Annotated in this window: 13 protein-coding genes; 4 read left to right on the top strand and 9 right to left on the bottom strand. The window is 68.3% G+C overall.

Features of this window, described 5'->3' with window-relative positions; translation table 11 throughout:
* The first annotated feature begins 29 nt into the window (after window positions 1-29).
* Window positions 30-884 (top strand): ABC transporter permease, encoded by an 855-nt coding sequence (locus ACFPA8_RS07095; RefSeq protein ID WP_386444707.1) that lies wholly within the window; start codon window positions 30-32, stop codon window positions 882-884.
* 115 nt (window positions 885-999) lie between these two features.
* On the opposite strand, the gene ACFPA8_RS07090 is transcribed toward ACFPA8_RS07095, so the two are convergent.
* Complete coding sequence (locus tag ACFPA8_RS07090) at window positions 1,000-1,524, bottom strand: LOG family protein (RefSeq protein ID WP_386444705.1); 525 nt, start codon at window positions 1,522-1,524, stop codon at window positions 1,000-1,002.
* Between the two features lie 22 nt (window positions 1,525-1,546).
* Between ACFPA8_RS07090 and ACFPA8_RS07085 the strand changes: the two genes are divergently transcribed.
* Entirely contained in the window at window positions 1,547-3,871 is a 2,325-nt protein-coding gene (locus ACFPA8_RS07085; protein WP_386443911.1) for an NAD-binding protein, read from the top strand.
* Between the two features lie 98 nt (window positions 3,872-3,969).
* On the opposite strand, the gene ACFPA8_RS07080 is transcribed toward ACFPA8_RS07085, so the two are convergent.
* Window positions 3,970-5,688: a glycine/sarcosine N-methyltransferase gene (locus ACFPA8_RS07080; RefSeq protein ID WP_465270230.1), complete on the bottom strand. Its 1,719-nt coding sequence runs from the start codon at window positions 5,686-5,688 to the stop codon at window positions 3,970-3,972.
* A 228-nt stretch (window positions 5,689-5,916) separates the two neighbouring features.
* Here ACFPA8_RS07080 and mreB point away from each other — a divergent pair, with 228 nt between their 5' ends.
* A complete protein-coding gene (gene mreB / locus ACFPA8_RS07075; RefSeq protein WP_386443906.1) occupies window positions 5,917-6,930 on the top strand; it encodes a rod shape-determining protein in 1,014 nt (337 codons plus the stop codon).
* A gap of 133 nt (window positions 6,931-7,063) precedes the next feature.
* Here mreB and ACFPA8_RS07070 read toward each other — a convergent pair whose 3' ends face one another.
* The 5 genes from ACFPA8_RS07070 to mnmA all read right to left on the bottom strand — a co-directional run bounded on the left by ACFPA8_RS07070 (window position 7,064) and on the right by mnmA (window position 11,661).
* Window positions 7,064-7,678, bottom strand: coding sequence for a hypothetical protein (locus tag ACFPA8_RS07070; protein WP_386443903.1), 615 nt, complete (start codon window positions 7,676-7,678; stop codon window positions 7,064-7,066).
* A 31-nt stretch (window positions 7,679-7,709) separates the two neighbouring features.
* On the bottom strand, window positions 7,710-8,426 hold the full coding sequence (locus tag ACFPA8_RS07065) for a hypothetical protein (RefSeq protein WP_386443900.1): 717 nt from the start codon (window positions 8,424-8,426) through the stop codon (window positions 7,710-7,712).
* A gap of 14 nt (window positions 8,427-8,440) precedes the next feature.
* Window positions 8,441-9,700, bottom strand: coding sequence for a WXG100 family type VII secretion target (locus tag ACFPA8_RS07060; RefSeq protein WP_386443898.1), 1,260 nt, complete (start codon window positions 9,698-9,700; stop codon window positions 8,441-8,443).
* Window positions 9,701-9,705: 5 nt separating this feature from the next.
* Complete coding sequence (locus ACFPA8_RS07055; protein WP_386443895.1) at window positions 9,706-9,834, bottom strand: hypothetical protein; 129 nt, start codon at window positions 9,832-9,834, stop codon at window positions 9,706-9,708.
* 609 nt (window positions 9,835-10,443) lie between these two features.
* On the bottom strand, window positions 10,444-11,661 hold the full coding sequence (mnmA, locus tag ACFPA8_RS07050) for a tRNA 2-thiouridine(34) synthase MnmA (protein ID WP_386443892.1): 1,218 nt from the start codon (window positions 11,659-11,661) through the stop codon (window positions 10,444-10,446).
* A gap of 102 nt (window positions 11,662-11,763) precedes the next feature.
* Here mnmA and ACFPA8_RS07045 point away from each other — a divergent pair, with 102 nt between their 5' ends.
* A complete protein-coding gene (locus tag ACFPA8_RS07045; protein ID WP_386443890.1) occupies window positions 11,764-12,411 on the top strand; it encodes an N-acetylmuramoyl-L-alanine amidase in 648 nt (215 codons plus the stop codon).
* Window positions 12,412-12,473: 62 nt separating this feature from the next.
* On the opposite strand, the gene ACFPA8_RS07040 is transcribed toward ACFPA8_RS07045, so the two are convergent.
* A complete protein-coding gene (locus ACFPA8_RS07040) occupies window positions 12,474-15,242 on the bottom strand; it encodes a penicillin acylase family protein (RefSeq protein WP_386444702.1) in 2,769 nt (922 codons plus the stop codon).
* A gap of 414 nt (window positions 15,243-15,656) precedes the next feature.
* Window positions 15,657-16,871, bottom strand: coding sequence for a hypothetical protein (locus ACFPA8_RS07035; RefSeq protein ID WP_386443887.1), 1,215 nt, complete (start codon window positions 16,869-16,871; stop codon window positions 15,657-15,659).
* Window positions 16,872-16,984 lie beyond the last annotated feature (113 nt).

Genomic DNA, 16,984 nt, shown 5'->3' with positions numbered 1-16,984 from the left:
CCTCGGCCTCGACCACCGCGACCGCCGCGATGACCGCTTCCGCAGCGCGTACGCCGCAGAGAGGCCGGTCGTCGCAGGGGAGACCGGAGGACCTCGCCGCTGTGCTCGTCGCCGGACCGAGACCCCCGCGCCCCAGTGCGCTGTCCGTCTGCCTCACCTTCGGCTGGCGGGCGATGCTGAAGATCAAGCACGTGCCCGAGCAGCTCTTCGACGTGACCGCGTTCCCGATCATGATGACGCTCATGTTCACGTACCTCTTCGGCGGTGCGCTGGCGGGTTCGACGACCGAGTACCTGCAGTTCCTGCTGCCGGGCATCATGGTGATGAGCGTCGTGATGACCACCATGTACACCGGCGTCTCGGTCAACACGGACATCGAGAAAGGGGTGTTCGACCGCTTCCGTACGCTGCCGATCTGGCGTCCCGCCCCGATGGTCGGCTATCTGCTCGGCGACGCCTTCCGGTACACCATGGCCTCGGTCGTGATCCTGACGGTGGGGCTGGTGCTGGGGTTCCGGCCGGGCGGCGGCTTCCTGGGAGTGCTCGCCGGGATCGCCCTGCTGGTCGTCTTCTCGTTCGCCTTCTCGTGGCTGTGGACGATGTTCGGGCTGCTGCTGCGCACGGAGAAGTCGGTGATGGGCGTCAGCATGATGGTGCTGTTCCCTCTCACCTTCCTCAGCAACATCCTCGTCGAGCCCAGCACGATGCCGGGCTGGTTGCAGGCGTTCGTCGACGTCAACCCGGTCACGCACCTCGTCGCGGCGGTCCGCGGCCTGATGGACGGGGACTGGCCCGGGGGCGAGATCAGCTGGACGCTCATCGCGTCCGGCGTCCTCATCGCGGTGTTCGGCACGCTCACGATGCGCCTGTACAACAGGAAGTGACAGCGGCGGCACGGACTACGGGGCACCGTCGGCGGATCGGCGGTGCCCCTCGCCGTGGGCCCGGGTTCCGCCCCCGGCCCGCGGGGGCCCGCGACCGGCCCCGGCCGCGGCGCTCTCATGCCTCCAGCAGCTGGAGTGCCCGTACGCCGTCGTCGGCGAAGGCGACCAGTTCGGCCAGCGGCAGGGGCAGGAAGCCCTCTGCCTCCATCCTGGCGAGCTGCTGGCGGAGACCGTCGTAGTAGCCCGCCGTGTTCAGCAGGACCACGGGCTTGGCGTGCAGCCCGTGCTTCTTCAGCTCCAGGATGTCGGTCGCCTCGTCGAGCGTCCCCGTACCGCCCACCATGACCACGAAGGCGTCCGCGCGCTCCAGGAGCTGTGCCTTGCGTTCGGCGAGGTTCGCCGTGACGACCATCTCGTCCGCGTTCTCCCGCGCCAGGCCCTGCAGGAAGTCGACGGAGATCCCCACGAGCCGTCCGCCGGTCCGCTGGACGCCGTCGGCGACGACCTTCATCAGTCCGGAGTCCGATCCTCCCCACACCAGCGAGTGTCCGCGGCTGCCGATAAGCTCGGCGAACTCGCGCGCCGACTCCGTGTAGACGGCGTCGAGTTCAGCGGCTGAGCAGAAGACACATATGTTCAAGGGGGAACTGTCCTTGGCGGCCATGGACAGCAGCCTAGAGCCCGGAGCCCTGCGCGGACACATGGTCGTCTGCGGTGACAACGCTCTCGCACAGCGGGTCTGCAAGGAACTGGCCACGGTCTACGGGCAGCACGTGACCGTCGTCCTGCCGTCGCTGCGCGGCGGCAACCACGGCCCGCAGATCGCCGAACTGGTCGGTGCGGGCGAACTCTCCGTGGACGCTGTCGAAGCCCGGGTCCCCGACGACACGGCGCTGATCAGCGCCGGAATCGAGCGGGCGAGCGCGCTGGCGCTCACCTCCGGCGACGACCAGCTGAACATCTACATCGCGCTGCGTGCGCGCCGGCTCAACCCGCAAGTCCGGCTGGTCATCCGGATGTTCAACCAGAACCTCGGCCGCTATCTGGCGGACCTGCTCGACCGCGCCGCCCGGCTCCGCGGAGCGAGGGCGTCCGACCCGGTCCTCGGCGGGGCGATGGCCGACGCCACCACGACTGTTCTCTCCGACTCCGACACGGCGGCTCCGTCCATCGTCGCGGCGGCCGTCGTGGGCAGCGACAAGATCCTCTACGCGGACGGGCTGCTGCTGCGGGCGAAGGAGCGCACGCTGCGGACGGTCGACCGCCGCAACCCGCTGTGCACCCTCGCACTCCTGCCCTCCACCGACGACACGGAGGACGGGGAGGGCACAGCAGAGGACGGCGGCAGTGGCTCCGTGGACGAGGGCGTGGACGACTCCGCCGAAGACACAGCCCGGGACCCGGCCGACGGCACCGACGACGGCACCGGCGACGGCGTGGGCGGCCCCACCGGGGGCGCGGCCGCCGGCACGGCGGAGCCGGACGGGCAGGACGCTGCCGGAGAACGCCCCGGAGACGGAGACGCCGCCGCACGAGGCACGGGACCCGGCCCGCGTGCAGACCGCGGGGAGCGTCACCGCATCCGTACGCACGACGGCCCCGTGCTCCTCCCCGACGAGGAGGACCTTGCCGGGCTGTCGCCCGAGCGGGGCGCCGTGGTGCTGGAGGCCATCACCCGGCGGGGCCGCGCCGGTGCGGTGCGCGGGCCGCGGCTGCCGCGGATGCTGGCTCTCAAGGAGCTCTTCTCGCGGCGGCTGCGCTACTCGCTGCTCGCCATGACGGCCGTCGTCCTCACCCTCGCCACCGTCAGCTGGGCGATGTCGGGCGAGACCCCGCTGCACGCCGGGTACGTCACGCTCCTCGACGTCTTCGCCATCAACGAGCCCAACCTGGAGAAGCCCGCCGGAGAGCAGATCCTCCAACTGCTCGCCGCGCTCGCCGGGATGATGCTGCTGCCGCTGCTCCTCGCCGTCGTGCTGGAGAGTTACGGCGCCTTCCGCAAGGCGGCGGCGCTGCCGAACCCGCCACGCGGGCTCTCGGGCCATGTGGTGCTGGTGGGCCTGGGGAAGGTGGGCAAGCACGTCCTGGAGCGGCTACTGGAGCTGAACATCCCCGTCCTGTGCATCGAACGGGACCCGGAGGCGCGGGGAATAGCCCTCGCCCGCCGACGGCGCGTGCCCACCCTCATCGCAGACGTCACCGACGACGGCGTGCTGGAGGAAGCCAAGATCAAACGCAGCCGCGCCCTGTTGGCGCTCACCAGCACCGACGGCATCAATCTGGAGGCCTCACTCAACGCGCGCCAGATCAAGGCCGAACTCCGCGTCGTGATGCGGCTGTTCGACGACCAGTTCGCCGCCACGGTCTACCGCACCCTGCGCGACACGTACCCGGCGGCGCAGACCCGCAGCCGCAGCGTCTCGGCGCTCGCCGCCCCCGCGTTCGCCGGCGCCATGATGGGACGCCAGGTACTGGGGGCGATCTCGGTGGGCCGCCGCGTGCTGGTCTTCGCGACCGTCGAGGTGCGCGGCAACCCGCTGCTGGAGGGACGCACCGTGGCCACCGCCTTCCGGGCGGAGGCATGGCGCGTCGTCGCGCTGGACACCGCGGACGAGGACGAACGGCGGCAGGACCTGTCGTCCGTCTCGGCGACCGGCGCCAACGAACTGGAGTGGCGCCTCCATCCCGGCTACGTGCTCCAGGGCGGCGACCGTGTCGTGGTCGCCGCGACGCGGCGGGGGCTGAGCAGGCTGCTCGCCGCGGGCCCGGCCTCCGGCATACCGCCCGTCCCGGGTACGGGTGAGCACCGGTTCCGCGACGTGCTGCAGCAGTTCCCGTCCTCCTTACGCCAGGGACCGCCGCAGCAGCCTCCACAGGCACGGGCACCGGAGCAGGGGTCCGCAGGGAGCCGGGGCACCCTTCCGGGACAGGACGGCCGGAGCCCGGACCGCGAAGAGCCGCGGGGGGACGGCCCGCGCCTCCCCTGACGCGCGCGGTCGCGCGGCGTCCTGCCTACGCGTCTGCAGCAAAGCGGAGTGTGCACGGGCCGTCCGACGACGCCCTCAGGGCGCCGCAAAATCGTTTCTCATCGCTTGAAGTGAAAGATGCCCCACGTGAGTCGGCGTTCGGTGCCGCCTTCCACCCAGTGCTTCAGCCCCTTCTTCATCTGCGTGAGGTAGTCGCTGCTCACCTTGCCGGCGAGCCCTTCGGCCTCCTGTCGTTCGGTCTCCTCCAGCACCCGGCCGTAGTGGTTGACGAGTTGGTCGCGGTGCTCCTCGAAGCCGCCTTCGCTCGCCGGGCTGAACCCGAGCCGGGCCAACTCGCGCCGGTAGAAGCCGGGCGAGCCCATCGTGTCGAGGTGGATGCGGTCCAGGATGGGCTGAAGCTCACCCGTGGACGTACCGTCCGCGGCCATGGGGTCGGTGAAGATGAGCTGCCCGCCCGGGCGCAGTACGCGGGCGATCTCCTCCAGGACCCTGAGGCGGTTGCCGCTGTGCAGGAACGCGTCCTGCGACCAGACGACGTCGACGCTCTCGTCCGGGCAGGGAATGCTCTCGAACGAGCCGTCCACCACCTCGATCTTGTCGGTGAGTCCGCGGCGGGCGTTCTCCTGCCGGTTCCGCTCGTTCTCCACCTCGCTCAGGTTGAGCGCGATGACGCGGCTGCCGTACGTCTCGGTCACGTAGCGGGCCGAACCGCCGTACCCGGCACCGAGGTCGAGCACGACGGAGGACTCGTCGAGGCCGAGCTTGTCGGCCATGCGCTGCACGGTGCGCCGGCTGGCGTCCGCGATGGGCTCCGCGGAACTCTCGTACAGGCCGATGTGGATGTCCTCGCCGCCCCACACCGAGTGGTAGAAGGCGTCGGCGTCGGCCGAGTTGTAGTACGTGCGGGCGGTGCTGACAGCGGCCGAGTAGGCGCTCTCACCCTCGTCCATGCGGTACTCCTTCTCGGCCACGTGCACGAAGAAGTCCGGCTGTTCCTCACGGTAGGTGTGCTGGAAGTCGCCGTACGTCTCGATGTGCTGGAAGCCCACCTCGCTCATGAGCCTGCGGGTGTAGTCCTTCCGCAGCGGATACATGTTGAGGTGGTACTCCGAGCCGTCGGAGAAGTCGTAGCGCATGCGGCACAACCCCTCGTCCAGGTACTCCGGTTCGACTGCGACGTCCTCACCGCAGTAGTAGTACGTGTGCTTGCTGGAGAATCCGCGGTCCAGCATCGCGTCGTAGTTGCGCTGGTCCAGGATGAGAACGCCGTCGTGCTTCAGCATCGCGTAGAACTCGGCGAGTGCCTTGCGGCGGTCACGTTCGGAGAACAGGTGCGTGAAGGAGTTGCCGAGGCAGACGATGGCGTCGTACTCCCCGTGCACGTCCCGGTTCAGCCATCGCCAGTCCGCCTGGACGACCCGGAGAATGTGGCCGCCGTTCTCCATTCCGTTCCTGAACGCCTTCGACAGCATGTCGGCACTGCCGTCCGCGCTGACAGCGTCGAACCCTGCCTCGAGAAGCCGCACCGAGTGGAATCCGGTGCCGGTGGCGACGTCGAGTACACTCTTCACGCCGTGCTTTCGCAGCAGGTCGATGAAGAAATTGCCCTCACTCTGTGAGCGCTTTTCCCAGTCTATGAGAGAGTCCCATTTGTCCACGAAACTTGGGACGTATTCCTCCGTGTAATGTCCGGTCTCCCGGACGTCGACGGGATTGTCTCCGAATTCCTGCGTCGGTCGCGCGGTAATGGGGAACCTCCGGTTGCTGAGACGGTGGCCTACGGCGCGGCCGACCCAGGACGCCAAGGCTTCAGTCACGGGCACCGCGCGCTCGGACTCCAGCGCATAGCTATCCAGACTCGCCGGGGTCTATGCCACCGAACCGAACGATCGGCCCCGTGTTCGATGCGAATAGCCGCTCCGACCAGCGCCTTTGCGATCTCAGGTTTCTGGGGGCCGAGTTGTCCTGAAACCGGGACAGTTGGGTATGCTGCAAGCGCAGCGAGACATTTCGGCACACCCCCGCACCTAACACGGCGAGAGCACATGGCAAAGAGCAGCTCGTTCAGCACGCGTGACATCGGCATAGACCTCGGCACCGCCAACACGCTGGTTTACGCACGCGGACGCGGCATCATCCTCAACGAACCCTCCGTCGTGGCCGTCGAGTCACGCACGGGCAAGGTGCTCGCCGTGGGGACAGAGGCCAAGCAGGCTGTCGGCCGGACTCCGGGCTCCATCACCGCGACCCGCCCCCTCAAGGGCGGCGTCATCACCGACTTCGAGGCGACCGAAGGCATGCTGCGTCACTTCATCCGCGCGGCACGCGTCGGGCGGGGCCGAGGTCCCCGGGTCGTCGTCTGCGTGCCCAGTGGTGTCACCGGGGTCGAGCGCCGGGCCGTTCTCCAGACCGCCGCACGGGCGGGTGCCCGTTCCGTCCACCTCATCGAGGAGCCGATGGCGGCCGCGATCGGTGCCGGGCTACCGGTGCACGAAGCGCGCGGATCCATGGTCGTCGACATCGGCGGCGGCAGCACCGAGGTGGCGATCATCTCCCTGGGCGGCACGGTCGTCACACACTCCGCGCGGGTCGCGGGGGACGCCCTGGACGCCGCCATCGCCTCCTACATCGAACAGCATCACTCGATGGCGGTCGGCGAGCGCACAGCCGAGGACGTCAAGATGTCGCTGGGCAGCGGCACTTCGGCACCGGTGCGCGGCCGTGACAAGGAGACCGGCATGCCCAAGACGGTGGAGCTGAGCGAGGAGGCGATCCGGGAGGCCACGGAGAAGCCCGTCGCCGCCATCGTCCATGCGGTGCGCACGGCCTTCGACGCCTGCCCGCCGGAGCTGTACGGCGACATCATGGAGCGCGGCATCGTCCTCACCGGCGGCGGCGCGCTGCTGCACGGGCTGGACGACCGGCTGGCGAAGGAGACGGGCATGCCCGTCTTCGTCGCCGACGACCCGCTGAGCTGCGTCGCCATCGGCACGGGTCGCTGCCTGGAGGAGTTCGACAAGCTGGAAAAGGTCTTCAGCGGGTCGGTGTACGGATCCTGATCTCTGCCTCGCAGTTGTGGGCCCGGGGCTCTTCCGGGCCCACAACTGCGAGCGGGCCGGGCGTGGTTGACGTCCCAGACCTGGCGCCCGCCATCAACTGACCGTCGGCGGCGGGACTTCCAGCCTGTTGCCGCTAGAAGGGGATCAACTCGATCCCGGCCCGCCTGGCCCGCTCGATGCGGTCGGGTGCGGCGGCGTTCCGCTTCGGCGCAGCCTCGTCCCAAGGCTCGGGACGCATGAGAAGCAGGGCCTTGCTGCCGGGCACCACGATCACACCGCCGAACGCCAAGTCCCCGGCCATGTACACGCCTTCTTCCATTCCCTTGGGCCACCTGTTCAGCCCCTGGGGTTCGACCGCACGCATCTTTCCACCCTCCGCACCTTCCCCTCGGCGTACGTCCAGCGTGTAAAAGGTCTGATTGTGGGTTTGCGTGGGCTTACCGAGCCGGGTGACCGTTCCCGGCTCCAAGGGGTACGCGTCCAGCACCTTGCTGCACTTGCGGAGCCGGAGGGGGTGACCCTTGAAGTTGACGAAAGTAAACCCGAGTCCGATGACACCGATAGCTGCCGGAGCAGCAGACAAGAAAGCGCTGGGAACTCCCAGCGCGCCCAGGATCAGCGGCAATACGAGTAGGAACCCCGAAATCCCTACACGCAGACCCAAGCGACGGGCAAACAGGCCGTAGTTATGGCGAAGTACCTGATGCGGATCCAACGCATCGTGCGACGTCTCCGGTGACACCGGCATGGTCGTTCCTCCAGATTCGATTAATCGGAGCTCATCCGAAGTCGTTTCGTATTGCCTCGGCGGCGTGCCCCTCTGGCCCACCGCCATCGCAGACTCTTCCCGAGCCCTCGGCATATGGGTCGGTGAAGGTAACCGTGTGCGCCACTCCGACGAGGATGTCCCGGTAGTCGTCGGCTTGGTCGGTAGCAGGCGTCACCAATTGGAGCAGGATGACCGATGACCGGTCAGGCTCCGCAACCGCCACGGTGCCCTGCCAGACGACGCCTGTCAGAGGGCGGCCATCCCCCTCAGGCGACCCACCCGGCGCCGTCGTGCGCAGCTGCCGTTCAGCGAGGAAACCCGTGCCACACGGAAGCCTCAGGGGGACAATGCCATCTTCAGGGCGTTCGGCAGCACCGATCCCCGCCATGTTGGCAACGACCATCTCAGCGTTCGTGCCCTGTGCCGGGATAGTCGACACGGTAAGAACCGACAGTGGGAAGCCGCCGTTTCCGTCCGGATGCATGCCGACCAAGCACACCTGGACATGCTGCCTCTTCATCGAAATGGCGAAACTCGAGTAGAAGCGCAGGACCCCCTCTGCCTGCCCCCTCATCACCCTGGGAAGCTCGCGCACCTGCTCGATCAGAGAGCCAAGCTGTGCAATTGAGGGAGTCAGGTCGACAGAGTGATACCCGTGCGGGATTCCGTACCAGAATGCGGGTTTCGGCGATGATGTTTCGGTCGTCGTGAGGGGCCTACTCTCCATACGACTATGGCGCGTCACAGTATTCCCGCCATTTCCGCGATGCTGTGTGCCGTTGCTGCAGCCTTGGTTGTCTCTGCGGCGTTGTGACCAGCACCGTCTTCGGGCAACTTTCCCTCGGTTTCCAGTGAGGAGATGACGTTTGCGCCTACGTTGAGACCATTGGCCGAGATGCTCCCCATGAGCTTGGCAGACCCTTTTGCGCTCTCCCCAGCAGCGTCCCACGCGCCTTGTGCGGATGTCTCCGACCTCAGGACGGTGCCAAGCTCTCGCGTGAACGTGCCCGTCCGAGATACGACCTCACCCGCTTCATCGGCTGTGCGGATAGCAAGCGCTGCTTCTCGTCCCGCGGTGGCCAGTACCTTGCCTCCTGGGACCATGCCCACGAAGTCACCCGCCAGAGAGGCATAGGCGCTGAACGTATCCATGCCGGACCCCTTGCCCAGCAACTGGTCCTGAAACTCGGGGTGGGTGACATTCTTGGCCATGGACGCCGCGCTCGCAGCGATCGCGATGCCAGCAAACAATGGGGTCAGCGGGGTTGGGAAGAGCGCGAGCAAGCCGGCGATAGCGCCGATGGTCCCCGCATGGTCCAGGAGGAACTGGCCAGCGTCCTTGATACCGTTCCAGATCGATTCAAGGATCTTGGTCAGCGGAGACTTGGGGGCCAGCTTGTCGGTGGCGTCATTGAGCTTCTCCGCGACCGCCTTCGCTTCGGTCTCGTGTTGCGCTTCCAGCTTCCTGGCCTTGGCGATGACGTCGTCGTACGACTCGTTCGCCTTGGTCAACGAGGCCTGAGCGGAGGCGAGTTCACGCTCGGCGGCGCGCAGCCGCTCCGTCGCAGCGTCGGCCTCCTCCTGGCTGGGGTAGTTCTTACCGCCCAGCTTCAGGTCGGGGTGCTTCCCAGCAGTCTCGACCTGCGCCTTGGCCTTCTTTGCAGCGCTCTGCTTCTCTCCGGCCTCGTCGTCGTACTTCCGTGCCAGATCCCGGTTCGAAGTAAGCTCCCCGTCCCACTTCTTCAGCTGCGCCGACGCCTTCTCCAGCGAGCGAGCGGCGTTCTTCACGTACGTCGGCAGGTCCCCGTCGAGCGTTTCGCGGAACTTCTCGGCCGCGTCGCCTTCCCAGTAGCTGCTCTCACCGAGCAGCTTCTCGATCTGGTTGTGGCAGCTGCGCAGCGAAGACGCCGCCGATGTGACCTTCTGCCGCAACCTGTCGACTTCCTGGGGTACTCCAGGTACCGGGTTCCATCCAAGGTGCGGGTATGGGTTGGCAGCCATCGTTTCTATCCCCCGTTGTTGCCTGCCGAAGTGGACTTCTGCTCAATGGCCTTGAGCGTCTTCTCCAGCGCGTCCTCGACCTCTTGGTAGTTCTTCTTGCTGACCTTCACGCCTTCGCTAATGGCGTCGATCATCTCTTTCGTCTGCTCGGCCCCGTACTTCCATCGCTCCTGGAACCCGTCGCACGCCTCATCCAGTTCAGAGGTACCGATCTGATCAGCGCGTACGTGACTGAGGGCAGACCGTGCCTCGTTGAGGTCCCGGACGCATCCCTCCAGGGATTTCACGAACTGCCCCAACTGGTCCGTGTCCGCCTTGAACTTTCCCCCCATGTATCGCCCCTCGTGAATATTCGGAACTGGTTCCGTGACGGATCTGTGTCGATGCGAAAGAACCGTCCAGCGCCCACAGTGTCCCACTGCCTAAACCTGTCAGAGACGCTATCAAGCCCGCGACGGGCGGCACTTGGGAGATGCCCTACCCCGATTTGCGTCGTTGCAACGGATGACCGGGCGCGCATACGGTAGTTCGCCTTGCCAAAGTGGCCGTGGTGGCACGCAGGCGTTGGTGATGCTCGCTTACGACGACCGGGCGCCGCGACGTGAGTGGATTCGGCGTTGCGTCATGCCCCGCGAAAAAAGCGGACGGTCGGCTTTCCTGCAGTAAGCAGAGGAGTGCCAGCGTTCACTCGAATGTCACTCGCAAGCGTTGTCTGGATGTTCCCGTGGCGTGCCGGGCCCGCGTCAGCCGTTGACCGCGCCCGCCGTCCGGGCCCGTTCCGTCGTGGCGATCGTGGCCGAGCCGATCACGCGGGTGCCGTCGTAGAGGACGATCGCCTGGCCCGGCGCGACCCCGCGCACCGGTTCCGTGAAGCGGACCCGCAACTCCTGCCCGTCCTCGGCCGGTTCGGCGGTGACTTCGGTCTCGCCGCCGTGGGCGCGGAGCTGGGCGGTGTACGTGCCGGGGCCGTCGGGGGCCGCTCCGCACCAGCGGGGCTTGACCGCGGTGAGTCCGGTGACGTCGAGCGAAGCGGCCGGGCCGACGGTGACCGTGTTGTCGACAGGTGAGATGTCGAGGACGTACCGGGGCTTGCCGTCCGGTGCGGGGTGGCCGATGCGCAGGCCCTTGCGCTGGCCGATCGTGAAGCCGTACGCGCCCTCGTGGGTGCCCAGCTTCCGGCCCTCCTCGTCCACGATGTCGCCCTCGGCCGTACCGAGGCGGCCGGCGAGGAAGCCCTGGGTGTCGCCGTCCGCGATGAAGCAGATGTCGTGGCTGTCGGGCTTCTTCGCGACGGCGAGACCGCGGCGTTCGGCCTCTGCGCGGATCTCGTCCTTGCTGGTGAGGGTGTCGCCGAGGGGGAACATGGCGTGGGCGAGCTGCCGGGCGTCCAGAACGCCCAGGACATAGCTCTGGTCCTTGGCGGCGTCGCTGGCGCGGTGCAGCTCGCGGGTGCCGTCGTCGCGTGTGACGACGGTCGCGTAGTGGCCGGTGCACACCGCGTCGAAGCCGAGGGCCAGCGCCTTGTCCAGCAGGGCCGCGAACTTGATCTTCTCGTTGCAGCGCAGGCAGGGGTTGGGCGTACGGCCCGCCTCGTACTCGGCGACGAAGTCCTCGACGACGTCCTCACGGAAGCGCTCGGCCAGATCCCACACGTAGAACGGGATACCGATGACGTCGGCGGCGCGGCGGGCGTCGCGTGAGTCCTCGATCGTGCAGCAGCCGCGGGCACCCGTGCGGAAGGACTTGGGGTTGGCGGAGAGAGCCAGGTGCACACCCGTGACGTCGTGTCCCGCCTCGGCCGCGCGGGCGGCGGCGACGGCGGAGTCGACACCGCCGGACATGGCGGCGAGCACGCGCAGCCTGGGGGCGTCCCCCGCCGGAGGCTGGGGGAGGGCCGCAGCCGGAGGCTGGGGACGGGCGGCGCGGCCGGGGGACGTGGGGCTGCTGGAAGCGTCAGTCATAACCCGTCCAGGGTAGAGGGAATCGCCCGGGAGCCCGCACGGAGAGGCATGTGGTCCCCCGGGGCCGGAACCAGCCCGGCCCCCGGATGCGTTGTGATCTGTATGGCTTCGATCTCCCGGCGCACCCTTCTCATATCCGGCGGCGCAGCGACACTGGTCACCGCAGGGGCGCTGACCTGGGACGAGACGTCCCGGCTGTGGTGGCGGGTACCGGGGATCGACAAGCAGCGCACGGAGGGGGACGTCGACCAGCCGGGGGTGCGCTGGATCGCCGCGTCGGAGGCGAACCTGCGCTTCGCCGACCGTCCCGCCGACTACACCGTCGACCGCGTGGTCATCCACGTCACGCAGAGCGACTTCCCCACTGCCGTGAAGGTCTTCCGCGACCCCCTGCACGCCTCGGCCACCCACTACGTGGTGCGGGCCCGGGACGGGCGGACGGTGCAGATGGTGCGGGAGCTGGACGTCGCGTACCACGCGGGGAACCGCTCGTACAACGAGCGGAGCATCGGCATCGAGCACGAGGGCTTCGTCGACCGCCCGGAGAACTTCACGGAGGAGATGTACCGCTCCTCGGCCCGGCTGACGGCCCGCATCTGCAAGAAGTACGACATCCCGGTCGACCGCGAGCACATCGTCGGGCACAACGAGGTCCCGGGCGCGGACCACACCGACCCCGGTCCGCACTGGGACTGGAAGCGCTACATGAGCTACGTGCGGGAGGCGCGCGGGGGTCTCGGCGCCCGGTGACCCTGCCACCGCCGGTCCGGAGTCCGGTGGCGGTGGCACGGCCTGCGGGCCCGCGCGCGGGGCTACCGCCCGGCGCGGCGGGACGGGAACTCGACCACCTGCTGATACGTGGGCCGGTTCTGCCAGGCGATCCGCGGAGCGGTGATGCCGCCCATGGCTCGGTGCACGATCGAGTCGGCGCACACCTGGTCGCCCGCGTCGCACTCCTTGTCGCCGGGGTAGGTCTCCTCGGCGGGGGTGGCGACGGCCTCGGACAGCGTGCTCAGCAGCATCTTCCGGCACTCGGCGAGTGAGCCCTTGCCGCAGTAGGGCCGGTCCAGCGGCGAGGCGACGTCCTCGCCCTGCACCGCGCGCAGGTCCTTCTCGACGAAGGACCACCAGCCGTGCTGCAGCGCCGAGCCCTTGTGCGGCTGGCTCGCGCCGACTCCGCCTCCCCCTTCTCCGCCGCCGTTCTGGCCGCCCGAGGGTGACTCGTTCACGGGTGCGAGCCCGGTGAGCGACTTGTAGAGCTCCTCACCCAGTACGGGCTTGAACTCGCCTTCGACCAGCAGGGGCCACCAGGCGTCCAGTGTCCGGATGGCCTCCGCGTGCTCGTACTCGCCGTCGTCCTTCGCTGCCTCGCGCCGCAGCGATCCGGACTTCTCCCAGGTGCGCAGTTTCTCGACCGCGGCGGCCTGCTGGGGGTCGGTGATCTCGCCGGAGCCGATGACGTCCAGGAGTTCGGGGAGGACCTTCTCCGCCCGCAGGTCGGCGACGGCCGCCTCCTCCATGGCCTTGACGAGGTCGGTGCGAGTCACTCCGCCCTTCTCGACGAGCGCGGAGACCCGCTTGTCCAGCAGGTCGCCCCTGTGCACCGAGCCGTTGCCCCAGCCTGCGGAGAAGCGCTTGGCCTGCTTGTTGTTCCAGTTGACGTAATAGCCCTGGTCGACCGAGTGCGGGTGCTCCTCGGGCGGGGTGACGGCCGAGGTGTTGAGCGTCGGGTCCCAGTCCTTCCACTCGTTCCCGGGCTCGGCGAGGATCGGCTTGTCGGGATCGGTACCCGGCGAACGCACGGGGTTCGTACCGGAGTTGTAGTACGCGGTGTGCTCGGCGTCGGCGTAGAACCAGTTGAAGGTGTAGCCGATGTCCTGCGCGGCTTCCTGGAAGCTGCGTGCCGAGGTGATCGCCGAGGGGTCGTTGAACTTCTGGAAGCCGATGACCGAGTCGGCGTCGTGGTGGTAGGTGGAACGGAGCGCCGTGAAGGCGACGGGCTTGCCCTTCACCGTGCCGGTGTGGCTGACCAGTCCGTACGCCGACCGCAGGCTCACCAGGTCGTAGGAACCGGCTTCGGTCGAGTCGGCGAGCGTCGGCTTCCACTCGTTGTGCTTGGTCAGTGTCTCGAAGGGCGTGCACTTGCCGCGGAGCATGTAGCTGCGGGAGTTGGTGGTGGGTTCCTCACCGGACTCCTCGCAGAGTTCGACCGCGAAGGTGTCGGTGATGTCCTGGCTCGCCGAGGTCGCGCTCCACGAGTAGTCGAGGCCGCGGCCCAGTTCGACGTAGAAGCTCAGACCGGGGAAGGACGCCCCGCGGGAGCGGAGGCCGGGCCCGTCGAGTTCCTGCACCATCATGATCTGTGGCGAGTAGTAGCCGGTCTGCGGTCCGTACACGGCGATCGGATTGCCGGACGCGGTGTGCTTGCCGGAGACCATCAGGGCGTTGGACATGCCCTTCTTGGACGTGATCAGGTCGGCCGGCAGCACGCCTTCCGACTTCCTCTTCCCGGTGGACTTCTTGCCGCCGGTGCCGGTCTCGTTCTGGGAGTGGTCGAAGGCCGTGACCGATCCCGCTTCCGGAGTCGCCACGCCCTTGGGGTCGCGGGGCGATTCCGCGTAGGGAAATTCCTTGCCCTGCACGGTGGTTGTGGCTTCGGTGTCGTTCTGGGCCCGCCAGGCGGCGTACGCCTTCTCGCCCTCCGCCTTTCCGTACTGGCTCTTGAACGCCAGCTCGGCCAGCGCGTTGCCGACCTCGCCGCCGCCTCCGTTGCCGAAGATCGAGCCGATGACGGACGCGATGGCCACGACGTCAGTGATCTTGAAGTCGGCGATCTTCGATCCGTGGCCGGTCAGTACGTACTCGCCGGGATAGTTCAGCGCGCCCACCGTGTCGTCGATGAACTCGTTGATGCCGCTGACGTAGTTCTGGATGTCCTCGTAAGCCTGGGCCCCGCGCTCGCCCGAGTCACGGATCCGCTCGACCTGTTGCTCCAGGTCCTTCTCGGTGTACGGCGCCACGGCCCAGAGACTCTGCTCGAGCGACCTGTTGCCCTCGGCGCCCCCCGCGAAGGAGGACAACTCACCGCGGCCCACGTGCCGGAGGATGTCCATGAGCCACAACCGGTCCTGGCCCGCGGCGTATCCGGCCCCGAATTCGGTGCCCTCGCGGGTGGTGCCCTTGATGTGCGGGGTGCCGGTGGCCTTGTCGCGGGTGATGGTGACGTCGGATCGGGGCGACTTCACGCTCTCCACCTGGTCTTCGGCGACGCCGAAGGAGGCGTCGTTGAAGTAGTCGGAGAGCTGCTCCTCGGTGAGCCCCGAGTAGTCGTGCAACAGGTTGTCGTACGGGGCCAGTTGGTCGGCCGAATGCTTGGGGCGGGTGCCGATCGTCTTGTGCAGCAGGATCGCCGCGAGCGTGGCGTGCCCGTTCTGGCCGGCCGGGAGGATGTCGCTGCACTGCCCCTGGCACGGGTCGTCGGCTGCTGCGGCGGCTTCGGCTGCGGCCTTCTCCTCAGCCGCCGCCGCGAAGGCCGGCGCGGATCCGCCGGCGAGGGGGGCGAGCAATGCGGCGGCTGCCACACCGATGACGGCGGCCTTGGCCTTGGTGACGGCGGCCCTCGTGACGGTGGCCCTCGTGACGGTGGCCCTCGTGACGGCGGCCCTCGTGAGGCGGGATCTGACGGACGGAGCGCGGGAAGGTATCACCGGGATCTCCTGTGGGGGGTGAGACGCGGCAAGCGTGCGAGGAACGTTAATGCGCGTTACTACCCCTGGGTAGAGTCCTGCCGCCGTTATTCACACAGCCACAACGGGCCATTGACGGAAAGTGAGTGGGAATCCCCTTTCTCCGTTCCGTCCCCGCCGGGCGGAACGTCCGCCGGACGTGCGCCGGATGTTCCGTCCGCCCCGGGCAACGCGCAAGGGCCGCCCGGCATTTGCCGGACGGCCCCTCGACAGGCTTGCCGCGCGCCTCAGTTCACTCCGCGTCGTGGCTCACTCCGCGTCGTAGCTCAGGATCGCGCCACGGCGGAAGTTGGCGTCGCCGTACGCCCCGAGCTCGATCACACCTGTGCTCCACACCTGCTTCGTGCCGGGCACGTGAACCGTCTCGCCGGGCCAGAACCGCTGCTTCTTGTCGACCTCTTCCACCTGGCCCGACCTGCCGGGAACCGGCTTGTGCCGGGGGATCTCGCGCAGGTCGCCGTCGGCCGTCATGTGCCAGTAGCGTCCCAGCACCAGTCCGCCCGCACCGTCCGGGGCGAGCTCCGTCGACGCCTTCCCGGCCGCGTCGGCGGGGCCCTCCTGCCATTCGCCGCCGTCCCAGCGCAGCAGGATCTTCTCCTCCTCCGGCTCCGGGCCGCCCTCTCCGTGGTTGAAGGTGTGCAGGCCCACGGCCCACACCTCGTCCCCGGACACGGCGACGACGGAGTCGAGACTCGCCGACTCCTCCGGCGGCGCCGGGTCGGGGAAGTGGTACTCCGGAGTCTTCTCCAGCTTCCACTCCTTGCCGTCCCAGTGCATCGCCGCGGGCTGGCTCATCGGCCCGCCGCCGTCCCCGGAGGTCTCGCGGAAGCCGACGGCCCACACGTCGTCCGAGCTGATGCCCGCCAACGAGGCGGCGTCGGCGGGGAGTTGCGACTCCGTCCACCTGGTGCCGTCCCAGTGGTGAGCGCTCTTGCCGGAGCCGAGGACCCAGGCGTCGTCGGCTGCGAGGACGGCTGCCCCGCGGTCGGCCGGCGAGCCCTCGAAGGCCGGGGCGGGCATGGACTGCCACTTCTCGCCGTTCCACCGGAACGCAAGCGAGCCGGACTGGTCGGCCTTCCGGCCGAAGAGCCACACGTTGTCCGGACCCGAACCCTCGATCTGGCTCAGCGAGGCGTCCGCGGCCTCCTCCGGCAGTTCGCTCTGCTCCCACTTCCCGCCGGCGCGGTGCAGCAGAATCTCCTGGGAGCCGCCACCGTCGTCCTCGCGGGAGGTGCCTATCGCCCATCCCTCGTTCTTCGAGACAGCGGCGACGTCGGTCAGTTCGGCGTTCAGCGACTCGCTGTAGTACGCAACGTCCATGGCAGCGGCGGCCTCGGACGAAGCGGGCCCGGCCGAAGCGGACTTCCCCGGCGACGGCTCGCCTGCGAAGGCCGTCTGGTACCCGACGCCCACCAGGGCTGCCACAGCGAGCGCGGCGGCGCCCTTGAGATGCAACGGTTTCATGCTTCCCCTCTGAGAGTTCCCGGTCGTTCGCACACGCCGTCGCCGTGCCGGTCACGCACGGCTCCCCCGACGCAGCAGCGTCTGCGGTCAACTGACCGGACGTCACCGGGAGT

It is taken from the genome of Streptomyces ovatisporus (assembly GCF_042653885.1).
GTDB lineage: Bacteria > Actinomycetota > Actinomycetes > Streptomycetales > Streptomycetaceae > Streptomyces > Streptomyces ovatisporus.
This window is presented reverse-complemented; position numbering and strand designations above follow the sequence as displayed.